General features: G+C 59.6%; 17 protein-coding genes and 3 pseudogenes. 18 read left to right on the top strand and 2 right to left on the bottom strand.

Annotation, left to right across the window (positions count from 1 at the left end; genetic code table 11):
• Positions 1-13 precede the first annotated feature (13 nt).
• The 8 genes from atpA to ACK59Z_RS01310 all read left to right on the top strand — a co-directional run bounded on the left by atpA (position 14) and on the right by ACK59Z_RS01310 (position 10079).
• Positions 14-1558, top strand: a complete 1545-nt coding sequence (atpA, locus tag ACK59Z_RS01345) for a F0F1 ATP synthase subunit alpha (RefSeq protein ID WP_003253193.1) — start codon at positions 14-16, stop codon at positions 1556-1558.
• A gap of 48 nt (positions 1559-1606) precedes the next feature.
• Complete coding sequence (gene atpG, locus ACK59Z_RS01340) at positions 1607-2467, top strand: F0F1 ATP synthase subunit gamma (RefSeq protein WP_003253195.1); 861 nt, start codon at positions 1607-1609, stop codon at positions 2465-2467.
• Between the two features lie 27 nt (positions 2468-2494).
• Complete coding sequence (gene atpD / locus ACK59Z_RS01335; RefSeq protein ID WP_003253197.1) at positions 2495-3871, top strand: F0F1 ATP synthase subunit beta; 1377 nt, start codon at positions 2495-2497, stop codon at positions 3869-3871.
• Positions 3872-3914: 43 nt separating this feature from the next.
• The gene (locus ACK59Z_RS01330; RefSeq protein ID WP_003253199.1) at positions 3915-4334 is read left to right on the top strand and encodes a F0F1 ATP synthase subunit epsilon; all 420 of its coding nucleotides are present in this window, start codon (positions 3915-3917) and stop codon (positions 4332-4334) included.
• A 119-nt stretch (positions 4335-4453) separates the two neighbouring features.
• Positions 4454-5821 carry a bifunctional UDP-N-acetylglucosamine diphosphorylase/glucosamine-1-phosphate N-acetyltransferase GlmU gene (gene glmU, locus ACK59Z_RS01325; RefSeq protein WP_409292129.1) on the top strand — a complete coding sequence of 456 codons (1368 nt, stop codon included), beginning with the start codon at positions 4454-4456 and terminating at the stop codon, positions 5819-5821.
• 189 nt (positions 5822-6010) lie between these two features.
• A complete protein-coding gene (locus tag ACK59Z_RS01320) occupies positions 6011-6787 on the top strand; it encodes a DeoR/GlpR family DNA-binding transcription regulator (protein WP_003253204.1) in 777 nt (258 codons plus the stop codon).
• A 3-nt stretch (positions 6788-6790) separates the two neighbouring features.
• Positions 6791-8626 (top strand): glutamine--fructose-6-phosphate transaminase (isomerizing), encoded by a 1836-nt coding sequence (gene glmS / locus ACK59Z_RS01315; RefSeq protein WP_004575180.1) that lies wholly within the window; start codon positions 6791-6793, stop codon positions 8624-8626.
• Positions 8627-9170: 544 nt separating this feature from the next.
• The gene (locus ACK59Z_RS01310) at positions 9171-10079 is read left to right on the top strand and encodes a LysR substrate-binding domain-containing protein (RefSeq protein ID WP_003253225.1); all 909 of its coding nucleotides are present in this window, start codon (positions 9171-9173) and stop codon (positions 10077-10079) included.
• A 66-nt stretch (positions 10080-10145) separates the two neighbouring features.
• Here the strand turns inward: ACK59Z_RS01310 and ACK59Z_RS01305 are convergent, their stop codons facing one another.
• Positions 10146-11849 carry a BCCT family transporter gene (locus ACK59Z_RS01305; RefSeq protein WP_108192101.1) on the bottom strand — a complete coding sequence of 568 codons (1704 nt, stop codon included), beginning with the start codon at positions 11847-11849 and terminating at the stop codon, positions 10146-10148.
• A gap of 398 nt (positions 11850-12247) precedes the next feature.
• Between ACK59Z_RS01305 and ACK59Z_RS01300 the strand changes: the two genes are divergently transcribed.
• From ACK59Z_RS01300 to ACK59Z_RS01260, 9 genes and pseudogenes are all read left to right on the top strand, one after another.
• Complete coding sequence (locus ACK59Z_RS01300; protein ID WP_003253228.1) at positions 12248-13438, top strand: aromatic ring-hydroxylating dioxygenase subunit alpha; 1191 nt, start codon at positions 12248-12250, stop codon at positions 13436-13438.
• Between the two features lie 10 nt (positions 13439-13448).
• Positions 13449-14894: an aldehyde dehydrogenase family protein gene (locus ACK59Z_RS01295; protein ID WP_010955853.1), complete on the top strand. Its 1446-nt coding sequence runs from the start codon at positions 13449-13451 to the stop codon at positions 14892-14894.
• A gap of 12 nt (positions 14895-14906) precedes the next feature.
• Positions 14907-15068, top strand: a pseudogene (locus ACK59Z_RS01290) (rubredoxin); the annotation flags it as partial.
• A complete protein-coding gene (locus ACK59Z_RS01285) occupies positions 15057-16292 on the top strand; it encodes an NAD(P)/FAD-dependent oxidoreductase (RefSeq protein WP_409292163.1) in 1236 nt (411 codons plus the stop codon). The pseudogene ACK59Z_RS01290 and the gene ACK59Z_RS01285, both read left to right, overlap by 12 nt.
• A gap of 9 nt (positions 16293-16301) precedes the next feature.
• Positions 16302-17630, top strand: coding sequence for an FAD-binding oxidoreductase (locus tag ACK59Z_RS01280; protein WP_003253234.1), 1329 nt, complete (start codon positions 16302-16304; stop codon positions 17628-17630).
• Entirely contained in the window at positions 17627-17998 is a 372-nt protein-coding gene (locus tag ACK59Z_RS01275) for an ethanolamine utilization protein EutQ (RefSeq protein WP_003253236.1), read from the top strand. The genes ACK59Z_RS01280 and ACK59Z_RS01275 overlap by 4 nt, the downstream gene beginning before the upstream one ends.
• Positions 17999-18028: 30 nt before the next feature.
• Positions 18029-19186, top strand: a complete 1158-nt coding sequence (locus tag ACK59Z_RS01270) for an MFS transporter (RefSeq protein ID WP_108192100.1) — start codon at positions 18029-18031, stop codon at positions 19184-19186.
• A gap of 136 nt (positions 19187-19322) precedes the next feature.
• Positions 19323-19571 (top strand): annotated as a pseudogene (locus ACK59Z_RS01265) (GABA permease); the annotation flags it as partial.
• Positions 19541-19729: pseudogene (locus ACK59Z_RS01260) on the top strand (transketolase family protein); the annotation flags it as partial. The pseudogenes ACK59Z_RS01265 and ACK59Z_RS01260, both read left to right, overlap by 31 nt.
• 111 nt (positions 19730-19840) lie before the next feature.
• On the opposite strand, the gene lpdA reads toward ACK59Z_RS01260, so the two are convergent.
• Positions 19841-21241: a dihydrolipoyl dehydrogenase gene (gene lpdA, locus ACK59Z_RS01255; protein WP_003253243.1), complete on the bottom strand. Its 1401-nt coding sequence runs from the start codon at positions 21239-21241 to the stop codon at positions 19841-19843.
• Between the two features lie 207 nt (positions 21242-21448).
• Between lpdA and cfaB the strand changes: the two genes are divergently transcribed.
• The gene (gene cfaB / locus ACK59Z_RS01250; protein WP_108192098.1) at positions 21449-22633 is read left to right on the top strand and encodes a C17 cyclopropane fatty acid synthase CfaB; all 1185 of its coding nucleotides are present in this window, start codon (positions 21449-21451) and stop codon (positions 22631-22633) included.
• The last annotated feature ends 1 nt before the right edge of the window (position 22634 follow it).

The following is a 22634-nucleotide window of genomic DNA, read 5'->3' as shown; positions in this document are numbered from 1 at the left end:
GGGCAGCAGAGCAATGCAGCAACTCAATCCTTCCGAAATTAGTGAAATCATCAAGGGCCGCATCGATAACCTCGATGTGAGCTCCCAAGCCCGTAACGAAGGTACCGTCGTTTCGGTATCCGACGGTATCGTGCGGATCCACGGTCTGGCCGACGTTATGTACGGCGAAATGATCGAGTTCCCTGGCGGCGTCTACGGCATGGCCCTGAACCTGGAGCAAGACTCCGTAGGTGCAGTGATCCTGGGTGCATACGACACCCTCGCCGAAGGCATGAGCGCCAAGTGCACCGGCCGCATCCTGGAAGTTCCGGTTGGTAAGGAACTGCTGGGTCGCGTCGTCGACGCACTGGGCAACCCGATCGACGGCAAAGGTCCTCTGGGCAACACCCAGACCGACGCAGTCGAGAAAGTGGCTCCAGGCGTGATCTGGCGTAAGTCGGTAGACCAGCCTGTACAGACTGGTTACAAATCCGTCGACGCCATGATCCCTGTCGGCCGTGGCCAGCGTGAGCTGATCATTGGCGACCGTCAGATCGGCAAGACCGCCATGGCCATCGACGCCATCATCAACCAGAAAGACTCCGGTATTTTCTGCGTTTATGTTGCTGTCGGCCAGAAGCGTTCCACCGTTGCCAACATCGTTCGCAAGCTGGAAGAAAACGGCGCCCTGGCCAACACCATCGTGGTTGTTGCCAGTGCTTCGGAATCCGCCGCACTGCAGTTCCTGGCGCCATACGCCGGTTGCACCATGGGCGAGTTCTTCCGCGACCGCGGTGAAGACGCACTGATCGTTTACGATGACCTGTCCAAGCAGGCCGTTGCCTACCGTCAGATCTCCCTGCTGCTGCGCCGTCCACCAGGACGCGAAGCATACCCAGGCGACGTGTTCTATCTCCACTCCCGTCTGCTGGAGCGTGCATCGCGCGTTTCGGAAGAGTACGTCGAGAAGTTCACCAACGGTGCTGTCACTGGCAAAACCGGTTCCCTGACCGCTCTGCCGATCATCGAAACCCAGGCTGGCGACGTTTCTGCGTTCGTTCCGACCAACGTGATTTCCATCACCGACGGTCAGATCTTCCTGGAATCGGCCATGTTCAACTCGGGCATCCGCCCTGCAGTGAACGCCGGTGTTTCGGTATCCCGCGTAGGTGGTGCCGCTCAGACCAAGATCATCAAGAAGCTGTCCGGTGGTATTCGTACCGCTCTGGCTCAGTACCGTGAACTGGCTGCATTCGCCCAGTTCGCGTCCGATCTGGACGAAGCGACCCGCAAGCAGCTGGAGCATGGTCAGCGCGTTACCGAGCTGATGAAGCAGAAGCAGTACGCGCCGATGTCCATCGCGGACATGGCTCTGTCGCTGTACGCCGCTGAGCGTGGCTTCCTGATCGACGTAGAAGTCTCCAAGATCGGCAGCTTCGAGCAAGCTCTGATCGCCTTCTTCAACCGTGATCACGCTGAACTGATGGCGAAGATCAACGTGAAGGGTGACTTCAACGACGAAATCGACGCAGGCCTGAAAGCCGGTATCGAGAAGTTCAAGGCCACCCAGACCTGGTAAGCCGCAGCGGGGGCTCAGGCCCCCGCTTGCTAACCTGATAGGTGATACATGGCAGGCGCAAAAGAGATTCGCAGTAAGATTGCGAGCATCAAAAGCACGCAAAAAATTACCAGCGCCATGGAGAAAGTGGCGGTCAGCAAGATGCGCAAGGCACAAATGCGCATGGCTGCTAGCCGTCCTTACGCGGAACGTATCCGCCAGGTGATCGGTCATCTGGCCAACGCCAACCCGGAATACCGCCACCCGTTCATGATCGAGCGCCCTGTAAAGCGCGCTGGTTATATCGTGGTGAGCAGTGACCGTGGTCTGTGCGGTGGCTTGAACACCAACCTGTTCAAGGCCCTGGTCAAGGACATGAGCGCAAACCGCGAACAGGGCGTGGAAATCGACCTGTGCGTGATCGGCAGCAAGGGTGCGACTTTCTTCCGCATCTTTGGCGGCAACGTCGTAGCAGCGATCAGCCACTTGGGCGAAGAGCCATCGATCAACGATCTGATCGGCTCCGTCAAAGTGATGCTGGACGCCTACCTGGACGGCCGTATCGATCGCCTCTCGGTGGTTTCGAACAAGTTCATCAATACCATGACCCAGAAGCCGACGGTCGAGCAATTGGTACCGTTGGTGGCAACCCCGGATCAGGATCTCAAGCATCACTGGGACTACCTGTACGAACCCGACGCAAAAGAGCTGCTGGACGGCTTGATGGTGCGCTACGTGGAGTCGCAGGTATACCAGGCGGTGGTCGAGAACAACGCTGCTGAACAAGCGGCCCGGATGATCGCCATGAAGAACGCCACAGACAACGCCGGTGATTTGATCAAAGAGCTTCAGTTGATCTACAACAAGGCGCGTCAGGCTGCGATCACCCAGGAGATCTCGGAAATCGTCGGCGGCGCTGCCGCGGTTTAACGGTTCACATATTCAGAGGATCCAGCTATGAGTAGCGGACGTATCGTTCAAATCATCGGCGCCGTCATCGACGTGGAATTCCCACGTGACGTCGTGCCGAGTGTATACAACGCGCTTAAAGTACAAGGCGCGGAAACCACCCTGGAAGTTCAGCAGCAGCTGGGCGACGGCGTGGTTCGTACCATTGCGATGGGCTCGACCGAAGGCCTGAAGCGCGGTCTGGATGTCGTCGACACCGGCGCTGCCATTTCCGTTCCAGTTGGTAAGGCCACCCTGGGCCGTATCATGGACGTACTGGGCAACCCGATCGACGAAGCCGGCCCGATCGGCGAAGAAGAGCGTCGCGGTATCCACCAGCCAGCGCCTTCGTTCGCTGACCAGGCAGGCGGCAACGACCTGCTGGAAACCGGCATCAAGGTTATCGACCTGGTTTGCCCGTTCGCCAAGGGTGGTAAGGTTGGTCTGTTCGGTGGTGCCGGTGTCGGCAAGACCGTAAACATGATGGAACTGATCCGTAACATCGCCATGGAACACAGCGGTTACTCCGTGTTCGCTGGTGTGGGTGAGCGTACTCGTGAGGGTAACGACTTCTACCACGAGATGAAGGACTCCAACGTTCTCGACAAAGTAGCGCTGGTCTACGGTCAGATGAACGAGCCACCAGGAAACCGTCTGCGTGTAGCGCTGACCGGCCTGACCATGGCCGAGAAGTTCCGTGACGAAGGTAACGACGTTCTGCTGTTCGTCGACAACATCTATCGTTACACCCTGGCCGGTACCGAAGTATCTGCACTGCTGGGCCGTATGCCTTCGGCAGTAGGTTACCAGCCGACCCTGGCTGAAGAGATGGGCGTTCTGCAAGAGCGCATCACCTCCACCAAGGAAGGTTCGATCACCTCCGTACAGGCCGTATATGTACCTGCGGACGACTTGACCGACCCGTCGCCAGCGACCACCTTCGCCCACTTGGACGCCACCGTCGTTCTGTCCCGTGACATCGCCTCCCTGGGTATCTACCCAGCGGTCGACCCACTGGACTCGACTTCGCGCCAGCTGGACCCGAACGTGATCGGCAACGAGCACTACGAGACCGCTCGTGGCGTTCAGTATGTTCTGCAGCGCTACAAAGAGCTGAAGGACATCATTGCGATCCTGGGTATGGACGAACTGTCCGAAGCCGACAAGCAACTGGTAGCCCGCGCTCGTAAGATCCAGCGCTTCCTGTCGCAGCCGTTCTTCGTGGCAGAAGTCTTCACCGGTTCGCCAGGTAAGTACGTTTCCCTGAAAGACACCATCGCTGGCTTCAGCGGCATCCTCAAAGGTGACTACGACCACCTGCCAGAACAAGCGTTCTACATGGTCGGCAGCATCGACGAAGCGATCGAGAAAGCCAAGAAACTGTAATTCCTGCGCCCCGCAAGGGGCGCTATCAGGTTGAGGCAAGCAGATGGCTATGACAGTCCATTGCGATATCGTCAGCGCGGAAGGAGAGATCTTCTCCGGCCTGGTCGAGATGGTGGTTGCGCACGGTAACCTGGGTGATCTTGGTATCGCTCCAGGCCATGCGCCGCTGATCACCAATCTCAAGCCTGGTCCGATCACGCTGACCAAGCAGGGTGGCGCACAAGAGGTGTTCTACATCTCTGGTGGTTTCCTCGAGGTTCAGCCGAACATGGTCAAGGTGCTTGCCGATACCGTGCAACGTGCTACAGACCTGGATGAAGCTCAGGCTCAGGAGGCCCTCAAGGCTGCCGAGAACGCCCTGAATCTGAAAGGCGCGGACTTCGACTACAGTGCCGCCGCCGCACGTCTGGCCGAGGCCGCAGCCCAGCTGCGTACCGTCCAGCAAATGCGCAAAGGCAAGTAATCGGCCCCGGCTGATAACTTCTGTTGCGATTGAGTAAAAGGGTAGCCTCGGCTACCCTTTTTCTTTTTCTGTTTTCTCCCCCCGGTCTTTCACTGACCGCCCAGGATTGGTAGCCAGTAATGTCACTCGATATCGTTATTCTCGCCGCCGGCCAAGGCACCCGCATGCGCTCGGCGCTGCCCAAAGTGTTGCACCCGGTAGCTGGCAATTCCATGCTCGGCCATGTTATCCACAGCGCGCGCCAACTTCAGCCGCAAGGTATTCATGTGGTCATTGGCCATGGTGCCGAGCTGGTTCGCGAGCGCCTGGCCGCTGACGACCTGAATTTCGTCATGCAGGATAAACAGCTGGGTACCGGTCATGCTGTTGCCCAGGCACTGCCAGCGCTGACCGCTGATACCGTGCTGGTGTTGTACGGCGACGTGCCGTTGATCGAAGTGGAGACCCTGCAGCGTCTGTTGGCGAAGGCCAACGATCAGCAGCTGGGACTGCTGACAGTCACCCTCGACGATCCGACCGGCTATGGCCGGATCGTGCGTGACGAGCAGGGCCAGGTAACTGCCATCGTTGAGCACAAGGACGCCAACGACGCGCAAAAAGCGATCAAGGAAGGCAACACCGGAATCCTGGCGCTGCCAGCCGCGCGTCTGGCTGACTGGATGGGCCGGCTGTCGAACAACAACGCCCAGGGCGAGTATTACCTGACCGACGTAATTGCCATGGCAGTGGCCGATGGCTTGGTGGTGGCAACTGAACAGCCACACGACCCCATGGAAGTGCAGGGCGCCAACGACCGCCGCCAGCTCTCCGAGCTGGAGCGTCACTACCAGTTGCGTGAAGGCCGCCGTCTGATGGCTCAGGGGGTTACCCTGCGTGACCCGGCACGCTTCGATGTTCGTGGTGAAGTCAGCGTTGGTCGTGACGTGCTGATCGACATCAACGTGATTCTCGAAGGCAAGGTGGTCATCGAAGACGATGTGCAGATCGGCCCTAACTGCGTGATCAAGAACACGACCCTGCGCAAAGGCGCGGTGGTCAAGGCCAACAGCCACCTCGAAGGCGCTGTGATGGGAGAAGGCAGCGATGCTGGCCCGTTCGCCCGCCTGCGTCCGGGCAGCGTACTGGACGCCAAGGCCCATGTGGGTAACTTCGTCGAACTGAAAAACGCCCACCTGGGTGAAGGGGCCAAGGCTGGTCACCTGACCTACCTGGGGGATGCCGAAATCGGTGCGCGCACCAATATCGGCGCCGGCACCATCACCTGCAACTACGATGGCGCCAACAAGTTCAAGACCGTGATGGGTGAAGACGTGTTCATCGGTTCGAACAACTCGTTGGTGGCGCCTGTGGAAATCAAGGCCGGCGCGACCACCGCAGCCGGCTCGACCATCACCCAGGCTGTAGAAGCGGGTGACCTGGCTGTTGCCCGTGCACGCCAGCGCAACATTTCGGGCTGGAAGCGCCCAGAGAAGATCAAGAAGAGCTGAGTTATTCACAGCCGTTTCGATCGAAAGCCGACTTATGTGAATAAGTCGGCTTTTTTATTGGCGCTGCCGCGCCTAAAGGACCGCGTCAAAGCAGAGGCAACCAATCCACAGGTCAGCGACAGCTTGACGAATCGCTCGTCTTAGGTTTTGATTGCAACCATTAACTTTCGAATCGAAACTTAAACGCACATGTCGAAACGAAACACACCACAACGGCGACACAATATTCTGGCTCTGCTCAGCGAGCAGGGTGAGGTAAGTGTGGACGCGTTGGCCAAGCGTTTCGCCACCTCGGAAGTGACCATTCGCAAAGACCTCGCCGCCTTGGAAACCAACGGCTTGTTGTTACGCCGCTATGGCGGGGCGGTGCCGGTGCCGCAAGAGTTGCTCGGTGAACCGGCGCAACCCGTCTCTTCTTATAAAAAGGCCATTGCGCGTGCCGCCGTGGGGCGTATCCGCGAACATGCGCGCATTATCATCGACAGCGGCAGCACCACGGCGGCAATGATCCCCGAACTGGGGCGCCAGCCAGGCCTGGTGGTGATGACCAATTCGCTCAATGTGGCCCGTGCAATCTGCGACCTCGAACACGAGCCGGTGCTGCTGATGACCGGTGGCACCTGGGACCCGCATTCCGAATCGTTCCAGGGCCAGGTCGCGGAGCAGGTACTGCGCTCCTACGATTTCGACCAATTATTCATCGGTGCCGACGGCATCGACCTCGGCCGGGGTACCACTACCTTCAACGAGCTGCTTGGGCTGAGCCGGGTCATGGCCGAAGTTGCCCGTGAAGTGATCGTGATGGTCGAGTCGGACAAGGTGGGGCGCAAGATCCCGAACCTCGAGCTGCCCTGGGGCAGCGTGCACACCCTTATTACAGATGAACGCCTGCCAGCAGCAGCGCGCGAACAAATTCAAGCCCGCGGCATCAACCTGATCTGCGCCGCGATCAGCCAGGAGCAATAAAACATGTGTGGAATCGTTGGTGCTGTCGCCGAGCGTAATATCACAGCCATCCTGATCGAAGGCCTCAAGCGTCTTGAATACCGCGGTTACGACAGCGCCGGTTTGGCTGTACTCACCCAGAACGGTGAACTGCAGCGCCGCCGGCGCATCGGTAAGGTCAGTGAGCTGGAGGTTGCTGTTGCTGATGACCCACTGGCAGGCCAGCTGGGTATTGCCCACACCCGCTGGGCTACCCACGGCGCGCCGACTGAAGGCAACGCCCACCCGCACTTCTCGGGCAATGACGTGGCCGTGGTGCACAACGGCATCATCGAGAACCACGAGGAGCTGCGCGAAGAGCTGAAGGGCCTGGGCTATGTCTTCACTTCGCAGACCGATACCGAAGTCATCGTCCACCTGATCCACCACACCCTGAAGAGCATTCCAGACCTGACCGACGCCCTTAAGGCGGCGGTGAAGCGCCTGCACGGCGCTTACGGCCTCGCGCTGATCAGTGCCAAGCAGCCGGACCGCCTGGTGGCCGCGCGCAGTGGTAGCCCGCTGGTTATCGGCCTGGGCCTTGGCGAGAACTTCCTGGCGTCCGACCAGCTGGCGCTGCGTCAGGTTACTGACCGCTTCATGTACCTGGAAGAAGGCGACATCGCTGAAATCCGCCGTGATCAGGTCTCTATCTGGGACCAGCAGGGCAACAAGGTCCAGCGCGAAACCGTGCAATATCACGAAGGTGCCGAGGCTGCCGACAAGGGCGCTTACCGCCACTTCATGCTCAAGGAAATTCACGAGCAGCCAAGCGTTGTTCAGCGCACGCTTGAAGGCCGCCTGGGCAAGGACAACGTGCTGGTCCAGGCCTTTGGCCCGCAAGCTGCCGACCTGTTTGCCAAGGTGCGCAACGTGCAGATCGTTGCCTGTGGCACCAGCTACCACGCCGGTATGGTTGCGCGTTACTGGCTGGAAAGCCTGGCCGGCATCCCTTGCCAGGTGGAAGTGGCCAGCGAGTTCCGTTACCGCAAGGTGGTGGTGCAGGCGGACACGCTGTTCGTTTCCATCTCGCAGTCCGGCGAAACCGCCGATACCTTGGCCGCACTGCGCAACGCCAAGGAGTTGGGTTTCCTTGGCAGCCTGGCGATCTGCAACGTGGGTATCAGCTCGCTGGTACGCGAGTCGGACTTGACCCTGCTGACCTTGGCCGGCCCTGAAATCGGCGTGGCTTCGACCAAAGCGTTCACCACCCAGCTGGTTTCGCTGATGCTGCTGACCCTGGCCCTTGGTCAGGTGCGCGGTACGCTGGAAGCCGGTGTCGAAGCTGAGCTGGTTGAAGAGCTGCGTCGACTGCCTACCCGTCTGGGCGAAGCCCTGGCCATGGATGCCACCGTCGAGAAAATTGCCGAGCTGTTCGCCGACAAGCACCATACCCTGTTCCTCGGCCGCGGCGCGCAGTACCCGGTGGCGATGGAAGGTGCTCTCAAGCTTAAGGAAATCTCCTACATCCACGCCGAAGCGTACCCTGCAGGCGAGTTGAAGCACGGCCCGCTGGCGTTGGTGGACAACGACATGCCGGTGGTTACCGTTGCACCCAACAACGAACTGCTGGAGAAGCTGAAGTCCAACCTGCAGGAAGTGCGTGCCCGTGGTGGCGAGTTGGTAGTGTTCGCCGACGAGCACGCTGGCATGACCAATGGCGAAGGCACCCACGTGATCAAGGTGCCGCACATTGCCGATGCCCTGGCGCCAATCCTGTACACCATTCCGCTGCAGTTGCTGTCTTATTACGTGGCCGTGCTAAAGGGGACCGACGTTGACCAGCCGCGTAATCTGGCCAAGTCGGTGACTGTCGAGTAACGGGTAGTCAGGTGTTGATCAACTTGGTTTCGTTGAATTAAAACAGTCGTCGAACAATTAAAACTGTCGCCGGTAGAGGGGAAGCGCTCGTTTCCCTTCATCGGACGGTTTCAACCGTCTCCCTCGCGTCCCGTCTCCCCCTTGGTTTGGCGTTCGCTTATGCCCCTTCCAATTCAGACTTATGAACCTTTTCTGTCATTACATGAGAAGGAATTTGCTGCTCTCCTGGGTTGATCCCAAGGCAGCAACCTTCGAAATCCTGGCCCCAAGCCATGTGATCAAGAGCTCCGAGTTCCGCATGTTCGCTGCTGAATTCGGGTGACCAGGGTGCTATGGCTTCAATCGGCTTATTCACTGTCACACAATGCACGCCGCGTTCAATGTCATTAAAAGTGATTGGGATATTGCCTATTCAGGGAACGAATATCTTTCTGCGAATGTGCAGTATAGTAAACCGATTGCTTCGTTCTGCCCTGAATGCGTTAGGGAGGAAACCGCCACTCCAGTGAGCGGATGATAATAAAAATGAGTGGAACCCCTGCCTGTGAAAATCCAGCCTCTTCCGCCGCTCAACAGTCTTCATGCGTTTGAGTCTGCGGCACGCCACTTGAGCTTTACCCTTGCCGCCAAGGAATTGAATGTTACCCAGGGTGCAATTAGCCGTCAGGTTCGCCTTCTTGAGGACTACCTGGGCAAGGCACTATTCACCCGTACCACCCGTAGCATGTCCCTGACCCCCACCGGCGCGCAGTATTACGAAACGGTGCGTGAATGCATGCTTCACCTGGCCCGCGCCACCGGCGATATACGCCAGTGGCAAGGCAACCAACAAGTCACCGTTGCCACCAGTACCGCCATGGCGTCGCTGTGGTTACTGCCCAAGGTGTCGGAATTCCAGAGTGCCCATGAAAACATCGACCTGCGGATCATCGCCCACGATCATGTGAAGGATTACGCCAGGCTCGACAGCGACCTGGCGCTTTACTACTGCAACCCACCGCCCAAGGACATGGCTGTCACGCCGCTGTTCTCGGAAGAAATCTTCCTGGTGTGCAGCCCGACCTATCTGGCCAGGCATCCGCAACTGAGCAGCATCGAAGGGTTGTCGTCGTGTACTTGGCTCTGGCTTGAAGACTCCCAGCGCGACTGGGTAGGTTGGCCCGAATGGTTCAAGCGCCTGGGATACGAGCCCATGACCCCCAAGCATCGCGTCAATATCAACAGCTACGGTATGCTGATCCAGTCGGCGATCAGTGGCCAGGGCGTGGCCCTGGCCTGGGGCAACCTGGTGGACGATGCGTTGAGCACCGGTGCGCTGGTAAAGCCCAACGATGTGGTACTCCAGACCGACGCCAAGTTCTGCCTGCTGGAGTCGTCTACCGAGCGTGGTCCTCGTGAAAGCGTGCGGCTGTTCCGGGACTGGTTGATGGCCCTGCCTTCGGTGCAGAAATAGCCTGCCCAAAACACAAGACCGACAGCTGATGGCTATCGGTCTTGTGTCTTCCAGGGTGGCTTTAGGTTAGCTGGCTTTCTTCGCTGTCAGCCCCATATCAAGCCCCTCGCAGGCCAAGGGCCCAGCCACCGGCGTGATGCCTTGCGGGTGAATCCCAGGTATAGGCAGGCGCCCACCCGGCGGCGTATCAAGCAGGCCGTCAGCCATCTCCTGGCGCAAGCTGCGCATCAGGGTGTAACTAATCAGCAGGATGAACCCCGCAATCGGCAATCCCGCCGCAATGCTCGCCATCTGGATCGCCTTGAGCCCCCCCGCCATCAGCAGAGCTATGGCTATAGCACCTTCCAGGATGCACCAGAGCAGGCGGATACTCTGCGGCGGGTTGGCGCTGCCCATGGAGTTCAACGTACACAGCACCTGGGTGCCGGAGTCGGCCGAGGTGATGAAGTACGTCGCCAGCAGGATACAGACCAGCACGCTCAGCACCTTGCCCAACGTACCGGCGTCGATCTTGTGCAGCAGGGTGAACATGGCAGCGGTGGTTTCCTGCTTGGTCGCCAGCAATACCGTGCCACCTTCGAACTTGGCCTTGTCGCCCTGCAGCTCACCACTGGCAACCAGTTCTGCGTGCTGCTGACGATCGAGCTGCTCAGCCTTGAGCGCGGTACCACCGAACACCGACATCCAGATGATCGTCACCAGGGTGGGTACCAACAGCGCGCCGGCGATCAGTTCACGGATGCTGCGGCCTTTGGAAATTCGCGCAATGAACAGACCGACAAACGGGCCCCAGGTCATCCACCACGGCCAGTAGAACGCCGTCCACCAGTTCTGCCAGCCGCTGTCCTTCTGGGTATCGCTCCAAAAGCTCAGACCCACTACATGGCTGGCGTAGTCGCCGGTGCTCTCCAACATCAGGTTGATGATGTAGCGGGTTGGCCCCAGCAGCAGGATCAACACTACCAGCACCACCGACAACAGCATATTCCATTCCGAAAGGCGCTTCATGCCACGCGACACGCCGGCCATCACCGATACGGTAGTAACCAGGGTAATGAGCACGATCAGGGTGATCTGCACCCCCAGGCTGATGGGCAGGTCAAACACCTGGCTCAGCCCGGTGTTCATTTGCACCACGCCCAGGCCCAGCGACTGGGATACACCGAACGCGGTAATCACCACGGCAAGGATGTCCACCACATGTCCGATGGGCCCATAGATGCGCTCACCAATCAGCGGGTAAAGGATCGAGCGCATGCTCAGCGGCAAGCCCTTGCGATAGGCAAAGTAAGCAAGGCCCAGGCCAACGATGGTGAAAATAGCCCAGGGATGCAGGCCCCAGTGGAATAGGGTAATTCGCATAGCTGTGGTGGCGGCTTCGTCGGTGAGGCCGGTGGCGAACGGGTTGCCCGCGTAATGCCACATGGGTTCGGCAACCGACCAGAAGATCAGTCCGATGCCCATGCCGCCACTGAACAACATGGCGATCCAGGAGCCGAAGCTGAACTCGGGTTTGTCGTCGTCTCGCCCAAGCTTCATAGACCCAAACTTGCTGCACATCAGATAGATCAGTAGCCCCAGCACACCCGTGACGGAAATCAGGTAGAACCATTTGAAATTCTGCAGGATGAAGTCGGATGCACGTTGAAAAACCGCTGCTGCATGTTCGGCAAACAGGGCACAAAACAGCACAAAGGCTACTACGGCCAGTAACGACCAGATCGTCACGGTGGGATTGAGGCCTTTGAGCAGGCCAGATTCGGCACGCATTGGTTATCCCCTATTGTTTTTGTTCAAGGGTTTGATGTCACGGTTTGGGTAGAGCCGCTGCCACAGGCAGGTGCCGGATCCCTGGCGGCGGTCTTCCCGCAGGCCCAAGGCGCGGTACGCTCTCTCGGGCCCTATCAAAATGGGAGAATTACCCGCTCTTCGACAAACCATTTCTAGTCATTAATTGATTACCAAAAGTCATTAATCTGAAAATTCCAGAGCCTGGCAGTTCATCAACGATTATCTACCACTACCGTCATCGACGAATAAATCATTAATGATAAAAACTGATAAATAGCGTTGAAATAAATCGTTTGTCGCGCCCTTCTTCTCTTGCTGAAACTGGCACCAGGCATCAAGGCATTGCCTGCCGTGCATCTAACAAGAGAAAACAAAAAATGACCGTATCGACTGACTCCCGCCTTATTCCCGTCCACGTCTTGGAAACCGTTCTGGCGCCTATCCATGAAGCTCATGGCCTGACCAACGAGTTCTACACCGACCAGCGCTATTTCGAACTCGAGCGCGACGAAGTGCTGGGGCGTAACTGGGCGTGTATAGGTTTTGCCAGCGACTTGCCGACCAACAGCTACGTCAAGCCGGTCGATTTCATGGGCCTGCCGCTGCTGATGATGCGCAACCGTGAAGGCCTGGTGCAGGTGTTTCACAACGTCTGCAGCCACCGCGGCGTGAAACTGGTTCAACAGGCGGGTGAAGTGCAGGGTGTGATCCGCTGCCCCTACCACTCCTGGACCTACGACCTGAACGGAGGTCTCAAAGGCACTCCGCACATTGGCGGGATCAACCAGCACAAAGACGAACGTTTCGCATGCGAGAAACACGGCCTGAAGGCGCTGCGCACCACGATCTGGATGGACATGGTGTTCATCAACCTGTCTGGCGAGGCACCGGCGCTTGAAGAGCAACTGCAGCCGTTGACCGAACGCTGGACTCAGTTCCTGGGCAATGACGGCATGAGTCTGCTGCGTCGTGAAGCGAACGGTGGTGCTATGAGCATCGAGGTCAACTGCAACTGGAAGCTAGCAGTCGAGAACTACTGTGAGGCCTACCACCTGCCGTGGGTGCACCCGAGCCTGAACAGCTACTCGCGCCTGGAAGACCACTACAACATCATGTTCGAGGAATTCGCTGGCCAAGGCAGCCACGCCTACAACCTCTCGGCCGTTGCCGGTACCCATTTGCCGATCTTCCCATCCTGGCCACAGGACCGCCTGCGCACTGCTGAGTACGTGGCGTTCTTCCCCAATGTGCTGCTGGGCATCCAGGCCGACCATGCGTTCGCCATGATGCTCGAGCCTGTAGCGCCGGGTAAAACCATCGAGCACCTGCGCCTGTTCTACGTGGGTGACGAAGCGCTCGACAGCCGTTACGACGCCTCGCGCAAAGCGGTAATGGAATCCTGGCGCGTAGTGTTCGCCGAAGACATCGCCTCGGTCGAAGGCATGCAGAAGGGCCGCTCCTCGCCTGGTTACAGCGGCGGTGCGTTCTCGCCGGAAATGGATCTGCCGACTCACTACTTCCACAAGTGGGCTGCCCGCCAGTTGCTTGACTGTGCTCAACGCGCCTGAGGTGATCATCATGCATCCAATAGCTCCGCACTGGCTGAACTTCATCGACGGCCAGTGGACCGACAGTGAGCAGCACCTGAGCATCCACAACCCTGGCACCACGGACCTTGTGGCGACCATCGCCCAAGCCAGTGTGGCCGACGCCGAATGCGCCCTGCAGGCGGCTCGGCGCTGTGCTGACAGCAACGCTCTGAACCGTGTGCGTCCTGCGCAGCGGGTGACCTGGTTGCTTGAGGTTGCCGCGCAGATTCGTGCGATCACCGACGAAGGGGCGTGGGTGCTTTGCCAGGAAAACGGCAAGAGCCTGCGTGATGCCCGTGACGAATTCATCGAGGCCGCGCGCTACTTCGAATACTACGCCGGCATGGCCGACAAGATTGAAGGGAAGTCGATTCCGCTGGGCGACGGCTACATAGATTTCACCGTCTACGACCCCTTGGGCGTGTCGCTGCAGATCGTGCCGTGGAATTTCCCGGTATCCATCTGCGCCCGCTCCCTGGCCCCTGCCTTGGCGGCCGGCAACGCGGTAGTGATCAAGTCGCCGGAACTGTCGCCACTGGGCCTGTGCGTGCTGATGCAGGCCATCGAGCGTGCCGGCCTGCCACAGGGGGCCGTCAATCTGATCTGCGGCCGTGGTCGTGAAGTGGGTGCCTACCTGGCCGGCCATCGCGATGTCGACCAGATCGTCTTCACAGGTTCCGTCGGCACCGGCCAGAGCATTCTGCGCAGTGCCGCCGAACACGCGATTCCCAGCGTCATGGAGCTGGGCGGGAAGTCGGCGGCCCTAGTGTTCCCGGATGCCGATCGTGAGCAACTGATCAGTAGCGTTAAAAGCGGCATCTTCTTCAATGCCGGCCAGGTTTGCTCTGCCATGTCGCGCTTGCTGGTACATCGCTCTATCTACGACGAGGTTGTAGCTGACGTGGTAGCGATGGCCGAGGGGCTGACCGTGGGCCTGGGCCAGGACAACCCTGACCACACACCCGTGATTTCTGCTGCTCAGCTCGAAGGCATCGAGGCCTTGTGCCGACGTGCCCAGCAGCAAGGCGCGGTGGTCGCAACCGGCGGCGAGGCCATCAGCGGCCTGAGCGGGCATTACATGGCGCCAACCGTATTGCGCGATGTGACTGCGCAGATGGAGATAGCCCAGACTGAAGTCTTCGGCCCTGTGCTGGCAGTAATTCCCTTCGACAGCGAAGAGGAGGCCCTCGCCATTGCCAACGGCACCGTGTTCGGTCTGGTGGCCGGCGTATTCACCCAGGACCTCAATCGCGCCCTGCGCTGTGCCCGGCGACTGTGCACCGGCCAGGTGTTCGTCAACGAATGGTATGCCGGTGGCATCGAAACGCCGTTCGGCGGCGTCGGGCTTTCGGGCTTCGGACGGGAAAAAGGCCAGGAGGCGCTCTACAGCTACGTCAGGACCAAGAACCTGGCCGTGCGTATCAAGGGCGAGTGAGGAGGCAGCATGATGAAAACCTGGCTCTGCATCATCTGTGGTCTGATCTACGACGAAGCCAAAGGTTGGCCCGACGACGGCATTGCCCCCGGTACCCGCTGGGAGGACGTGCCCGAAGACTGGCTATGCCCTGAGTGCAAGGTCGGCAAAGCCGACTTTGAAATGATCGAACTCAGCACCCCGATCGCAGCAGTGGCTACCGCGCCGGTTATCCAGGCGCAACCACTGGTTGCCGCTCGTCCCACCCAACCGGTGGTCATCATCGGTAGCGGCCATGCCGGCTACGGCCTGGCACAGGCCCTGCGCAAGGCCGCCCCGCAGTTGGAGATTCGCGTACTGACCGAGGAATCGGGCCATCTTTATTCCAAGCCCGCGCTATCCATCGCCCTGGCTCAGGGGCGCACCGCCGCAGCCCTGGCCACCGAAACGCCGCTGGCGATCGAACAGAGGCTTGGCATTCGTATCTATACCGGCTGCAAAGTCGAACGCATCGATGCCCAGGCGCAGCGCTTGTACACCAGCCTCGGCGAAATGGACTACGGCCAACTGGTGCTAGCCAGTGGTGCTTCTCCCGTGCGGTTGCCTATCGAGGGCCGCGCCGAGGCACTGCTCAGTGTCAACAACCTGCAGGATTACCAGGCGTTCCGCCAACGCCTTGATGGCGTGCGCAGAGTGGCCATTCTGGGCGACGGTTTGATCGGCTGCGAGTTTGCCAACGACCTTGCGAGCAATGGCTATCAGGTTCGGGTAATCGGCCTGGGTGCCTGGCCCATGGAACGCCTGCTGCCCGAGGCGGCAGGCCAGCACTTGCAGCAAGCGCTATCGGGGTTGGGGGTGCAATGGAGCCTGCGTACCACCTTGCAGTGCATCGAGCCGGACGGCGAAGGCTACCGACTGACCCTTGCCGACGGTCAGGTCGTCGGTGCAGACCTGGTGCTCAGTGCAGTGGGCTTGCGCCCCAACCTTGAGCTGGCGCTGGAAGCCGGCCTGGACTGTGGCCGCGGGATCAAGGTCGACGCACAACTACAGACCTCACAACCGGGCATCTATGCCTTGGGCGATTGCGTCGAGATCAACGGCCAGTTGCTGCCTTACCTCGCGCCGATCAACGAAGGCATTCGTGCCCTCGCCAAGACCTTGCTGGGCCAACCGACCGCCGCCCACTACCCATTGGCGCCCGTGACGGTGAAAACCCCGGTCGCCCCTCTGTGCCTGCTGACACCTCCCGGTGGTTGCGAGGGCCAATGGCGCTGCGATGCGACCAGCGATGGATTGAGCGCTGCGTTTCATGACCACGCAGGTGCCCTGCGCGGGTTCGTGCTGCTCGGCCGTCAGGCACAAATGCAACGAAATACCTGGCTGCAAAACTGCCAGGACACCCAACAAAATGTGGCCTGAGGCTGAACCATGAACAGTATCGTCAATCTGCCTCACGATGACCGCAATTGCGGCTGGTATGCCGCGCTGCCTGAACAGGCGCCGAGCAAGCGCCTAAGTGGCGAACATAACGCCGATTATGTGGTGATCGGTGCTGGCTTTGCTGGGCTTGCCGCCGCACGGCGCCTGGCCGAGCACCTGCCGCAGTCGCGCATTGTTTTGGTAGATGCCCAGCGAATCGCCTACGGCGCCTCCGGGCGCAACTCGGGTTTCGTCATCGACCTGCCGCACAAATTCGCCCTCGAACATCCCGATCCTCAGCATAAACAACGGCTCTTGGGCCTAAACCGCTCAGCCATCGATCAACTGCAAACATTGATCGGCCGTCACGGCATCGAATGCCAGTGGTCCCATGCGGGAAAATACCAGGGCGCGGTGGGAGAACGTGGCCAGGGTTATCTGGATCACTTTGAAAAACTGATGGCCGACCTGGGTGAGCCCTATCGCGTGGTCGGGCGTGACGAACTAGCCGGTGTACTCGGTAGCCGCTACTACAGCCGCGCCATCTACACCCCCGGTTGCTACCTGATGCAGCCTGCTGCCCTGGTACGTGGTCTAGGTAATTCGCTTCCCGGCAACGTCGAAGTGCTTGAAGAGTCGCCAATCCGCACACTCCAGAAAGACCCCTGCGGCACGTGGCTGGTGCGGGGCGACAACGGGCTGATCCGGAGCCCGCAGGTATTGCTGGGCACGAGCATCTTCACCCAGGAGTTCGGCTACTTGCGCAACCGACTCCTGCCGGTGATGACCTTCGCCAGTTGGACGCGACCACTGAGCGACGTCGAGATGGCGACGGTTGGTGCCCAGGCCGACTGGGGCCTCACCCCTGCCGACCACGCCGGTACTACTGTACGAATGACCCAGGACCGGCGCCTGATCATCCGCAATACCTACAAGCATGTCCCTCGCTACGGTCGCAGCGTAACCGATGCTACCCGCAACAAGATTCGCGATGACCATCGCAAGGCCTTCGAGGCGCGCTATCCGCAACTGGCCCAAGTGCCGTTTACCCATACCTGGGGTGGGGTCTATGCGATCTCACGCAACTTTACCAACTATTTCGGCCAACTCGATCAGGGTGTTTACGCCACCGCCTGCGACAACGGCGTGGGCGCGGCCTGGGGCACCATTTCCGGAACGCTCCTGGCAGACATGGCGGTGGGGGCGGACTCCCAGCAATTGAGTGACATCCGCGCAGTGACTGGCCTGCCCTCCCGTAACCCGCCTGAGCCGTTCTTGGGTATGGGGGTGCGGGCCCGGATCCGCTGGGCCGCGTTCAACAGTAGGAGCGAAGTATGACCCGCACACTCAGCGGAAAAGGCCCGGTGCGTCTGGTCGACCACCGGAACCTGGACTTTGTCCACCGGGGCGGGCCGCCTGGCGGCGCCTCGGTAGCGCGTGCTGTCAGTAATGAGGTGTCGCCCAACCTGGGTATCGGCTTTGCCCGCTGGGAAGGTGCTGAAGTAGCCTGGACGGTGCTCTATGACGAAGTGATTTTTGTCATTGAGGGCTGTTTTGAACTCCAGGCCAACGGCGAGGTGTACCGCGTGTCGCCAGGTCAGGTGCTGTGGATTCCCGAAGGCACGGAGCTGGTGTACGCAGGCCACGCGCTGTTCGGTTATGTGGTGTACCCGGGTGATTGGAAACAGCGCCACGGCCTTGCCTGACTACCGACCACCCTGGTCTGGGGAATCCAATTGTTCGCATTATCCAAACGGTTCGGCACGATTTATGTCGCTGCCTTGTTGATGCAGCTGGGTTCCAGCCTGCTGATGACCTACCTGGCCCTGCGCCTGAATGCTTCCGGTGTGGCGCAGGTATGGGGTGGTGCGCTTATGGCCGCCAACGCGCTGGGCATGGTGTTGGGAGCCCGCTCCGGTTATTGGCTGATTGGCCTGGTCGGCCATGCTCGGGCCTTTGTGGTGAGCGCCGGGGTGATTGTCACTGCGGTGCTCTCGCACCAGCTCAGTGATGGCTTATTGCTGTGGCTTGCCCTGCGATTTGTCGTTGGTGCGGCAATGATGGGCCAATTGATGGTCATCGAGAGCTGGCTCAACGACTGCGCACCGGTCAGCCGGCGAGGCGGCGCCATGTCGCTGTACATGGTGGCCAGCTATGTCGGCATGATGCTAGGGCAATTGATGCTCAGTCTGGGAGATGGGCTGCACACCTTGGCGTTGACGGGCGTGGCCATGGCTTTTGCCATTGGTTTGATCCCCGTGGCTCTGCACAACGGTACCCAGCCGCGCAACATCAACCAGGCCCGGATCAAACCCTTCCTGTACCTGCGTAGACTTCCTCAATCGTTGTTCACGATTCTTGCCTCGGGATTGCTGAACGGTTGCCTGTATGGGCTGACGCCGATCTTTGCTGCGCAACTGGGCTTTAGTCCGGCGCAGGTCGGGCAGTTCATGGCTGTCAGCATTGCCGCCGGGCTTCTAGCACAACTACCGCTGGGTAAACTGTCGGATCATATTTCCCGCATCACCTTGATCCGCGCTACCGCTGCATTGCTGTGCATAGCCTATTTGCCGCTGGCCTTCGGGCTGGCATCAGGGCAGCTGTGGATCATGTTGGCCGGGGCTGCCATCGGCTTCTTGCAGTTCTGTTTGTATCCGCTGGGCGTTGCCCATGCCAATGACAACCTAGAGCCGGAACTGCGTGTATCGCTGGCCGGAGTGCTGCTGATGACCTTTGGTATCGGCGCGACCATCGGCCCGCTGGTTGCAGGGGCGATGATGGAGCATGCCGGTCCACAAGCACTGTATCTGTTCGGCATTGGTGTAACGGCTATGGTTGTTTGCTTTATAAGGAATAAACCCGGCGTTGATGTGTCATTGGCAAGGTTGTCATGAAACGTCGGAGCCCAGGGATATGTCCGCCTCACTCCGTTTGATGTCCGAACCAGTTAATTGAGCCCTGTTTTCGCTCTCTATGGTTAAGCGGTGAAGTGCCCCTCTACCCATAACAAGAGCAAAAGCAGGGACCATAATGACTATGATGACGTCTGGGAAAGCCAGCGATCAGTTGGCTCAGGGATTCAAGCCTCGACATGTGACCATGTTGTCGATTGCCGGTGTGATCGGCGCGGATTTGTTCGTAGGGTCCGAACAAGCGATCGCTGCGGCAGGTCCGGCAGCAATCATTGCCTATGCGCTTGCTGGCGCTCTGGTGGTGCTGGTAATGCGAATGCTTGGCGAGATGGCAGTGTCACCGCCGAAAACCATTCGATCATCGACGGCCTGGGCGAAGCGGTGGCGGGCCTGCTGCTGCGCAACGGGGTAACGCCGACATTCCGCCAGATCGCCTTGCCCGATGCCGGCGCTCTGCCGACGCTGCATGACCGCTACGGCATCTCCACCGGCGCAGTGAGTGCACAGATCAAGGCTTGGCTGTGACTTGATACCTGAAGATAGAGCCGGCCGGAATTAAAGGCGGCTCTATCCCTGTATGCCCGCCAAGCGAATGCCGAAGGTAAGGACATGGCCTGACGCAGCGAATGGGGCTCGTCAGATTTGCATGGCCATGCCATCCACATTCATCGCCGCCTGGCGCAGGGCCTCGGAGCGCGTCGGGTGAGGGTGGCAGGTGAGGGCGATATCTTCTGCCGAGGCCGAGAACTCCATAGCCACGCAGAACTCACCAATCATCTCGCTGACGCTTGGGCCCACCAGGTGCACACCCAGTACTTCATCGGTTTCGGCATCGGCGATGACCTTGGCGAAGCCTTCGGTCTCGTGGTTGATCTTGGCACGGCTGTTGGCGGTGAAGGGGAACTTGCCAACCTTGTAGGCACGCCCTTCGGCCTTGAGCTGCTCTTCAGTCTTGCCCACAGTGGCCATCTCCGGGCGGGTATAGATCACCCCAGGGATGAGGTTGTAGTTGACCTCGTGGGGCTTGCCGGCGATGCGTTCGATACAGGCCACCGCTTCGTCTTCGGCCTTGTGCGCCAGCATCGGGCCCGAAGTGACGTCGCCAATCACCCAGACACCCGGCACTGAGGTACGGTGGTGCTCGTTGCCGAGCATGCCGCGCTTGTCGGCTTCCAGGCCCACGCTTTCCAGGTTCAGCCCTTTGGTATAAGGGCGGCGGCCGATAGCCACCAGCACGTAATCGGCTTGCAGCGATTCTGCGGTACCACCGGCGGCAGGCTCCAGCGTCAGGCTGACGCCATCGGCACCTGCGGTAGCCTGAGTCACTTTACTGCCCAGCTTGAACACCATGCCTTGCTTGGCGAGCGCCTTCTGCAGGGCCTTGGCCGTTTCCGTGTCGGTGCCGGGGCAGATGCGGTCCAGGTATTCGATGACAGTGACCTGGCTACCCAGGCGGCGCCAGACCGAACCCAGCTCAAGACCGATCACGCCAGCACCGATGACGACCAGGTGCTTGGGCACTTGCGGCAGCGACAGCGCGCCGGTCGAGTCGATAATGCGCTGGTTGTCGACGGTCACACCTGGCAGAGGGGTGGGCTCAGAGCCGGTGGCAATGACGATGTCCTTGGCCTGCAACGCGGTTTCGCTACCGTCTTCGGCCTTGACCACGACCTTGCCGATGCCATCCAGGCGGCCCCAGCCTTTGATCCACTCGACCTTGTTCTTGCGGAACAGGTATTCGATGCCCTTGGTCAGGCCTGTCACGCTCTCATCCTTCTGTTTCATCATCTGGGCGAGGTTGAGGGTGGGCTTTACTTCGATACCGAGGTGGGCGAACTCGTCACCGCTGGCAGCTTCGTAAAGCTCCGAAGCATGCAGCAGTGCCTTGGATGGCATGCAGCCGACGTTCAGGCAGGTACCGCCCAAGGTCGAGCGGCCTTCCACGCAGGCAACGCTCAGGCCCAACTGGCCAGCGCGGATGGCTGCGTTATAGCCACCAGGGCCACCGCCGATGATCACCACGTCATAGGATTTCATGGGTTCAACTCCAGGATGTAGAAGCGCGAGAGGGCACAAGGTTAAGCTGAGACGCAGAGATTGTATACAATCTGCTGTGTGGATAAGATCAGTTGGTTCTAGACCATGGTCTTGTTTAGAGGAAACATCCCACAGATGAACTACTCTGATCCGGCGACGTTCGAAATATTAGGCGTCGTGGCTAATTACGGACAGGAGGGGTGTTTCATGCTTGCTCAACTTCCACCTGCATTGCAGAGTTTGCATCTGCCGCTGAGGCTGAAGCTGTGGGACGGTAACCAGTTTGATCTTGGGCCTAGTCCTCAGGTCACCATTCTGGTGAAGGAGCCGCAACTGATCAGCCAGTTGACCCACCCAAGCATGGACCAGCTAGGCACCGCATTCGTCGAAGGCAAGCTGGAGCTGGAAGGCGATATCGGTGAGGCCATCCGCGTGTGCGACGAGCTGAGCGAAGCGCTGCTGGCGGATGAGGATGAATCGCCGCCGCCGCGTGTGTCTCATGACAAGAGCACCGACGCCAAGGCAATCTCCTACCACTATGACGTGTCCAACGCGTTCTACCAGCTCTGGCTGGACCAGGACATGGTCTATTCCTGCGCCTACTTCCGTGAGCCGGACAATACGCTCGACCAGGCGCAGCAGGACAAGTTCGACCACCTGTGCCGCAAGCTGCGCCTGGATGCTGGTGACTACCTGCTCGATGTTGGCTGTGGCTGGGGCGGGCTGGCGCGGTTCGCTGCCCGTGAATATGGCGCCAAGGTGTTCGGTATTACCCTGAGCAAGGAGCAATTGAAGCTCGGCCGCAAGCGTGTGCAAGCCGAAGGGCTTGCCGACAAGGTCGACCTGCAGATTCTCGATTATCGCGATCTGCCTCAGGATGGTCGCTTCGACAAGGTTGTCAGCGTGGGTATGTTCGAGCATGTCGGGCATGCCAACCTGGCGCTGTACTGCCAGAAGCTTTTTGGGGCGGTGAGGGAAGGGGGGCTGGTGATGAACCACGGCATCACTGCCAAGCACGTCGATGGCCGACCGGTCGGGCGCGGGGCGGGTGAGTTCATCGATCGCTATGTATTCCCCCACGGCGAGCTGCCGCACCTGTCGATGATCAGCGCCAGTATCTGTGAAGCCGGGCTGGAGGTAGTGGACGTGGAGAGCCTGCGCCTGCACTACGCTAAAACCTTGCACCACTGGAGCGAGAACCTGGAGAACCAGTTGCACAAGGCGGCAGCGCTGGTGCCTGAGAAGACCCTGCGGATCTGGCGTTTGTACTTGGCCGGGTGTGCCTACGCCTTTCAGAAGGGGTGGATCAACCTGCACCAGATATTGGCAGTGAAGCCATACGCCGACGGGCATCATGACCTGCCCTGGACGCGGGAAGACTTGTACCGCTGAA

Origin of the sequence: Pseudomonas sp. KCJK9058 (genome assembly GCF_046230975.1) — a bacterium.
GTDB classification, from domain to species: Bacteria; Pseudomonadota; Gammaproteobacteria; order Pseudomonadales; family Pseudomonadaceae; genus Aquipseudomonas; species Aquipseudomonas alloputida.
The sequence above is the reverse complement of the archived record's forward strand: the minus strand, read 5'-3'. Positions and strand labels throughout refer to the sequence as shown.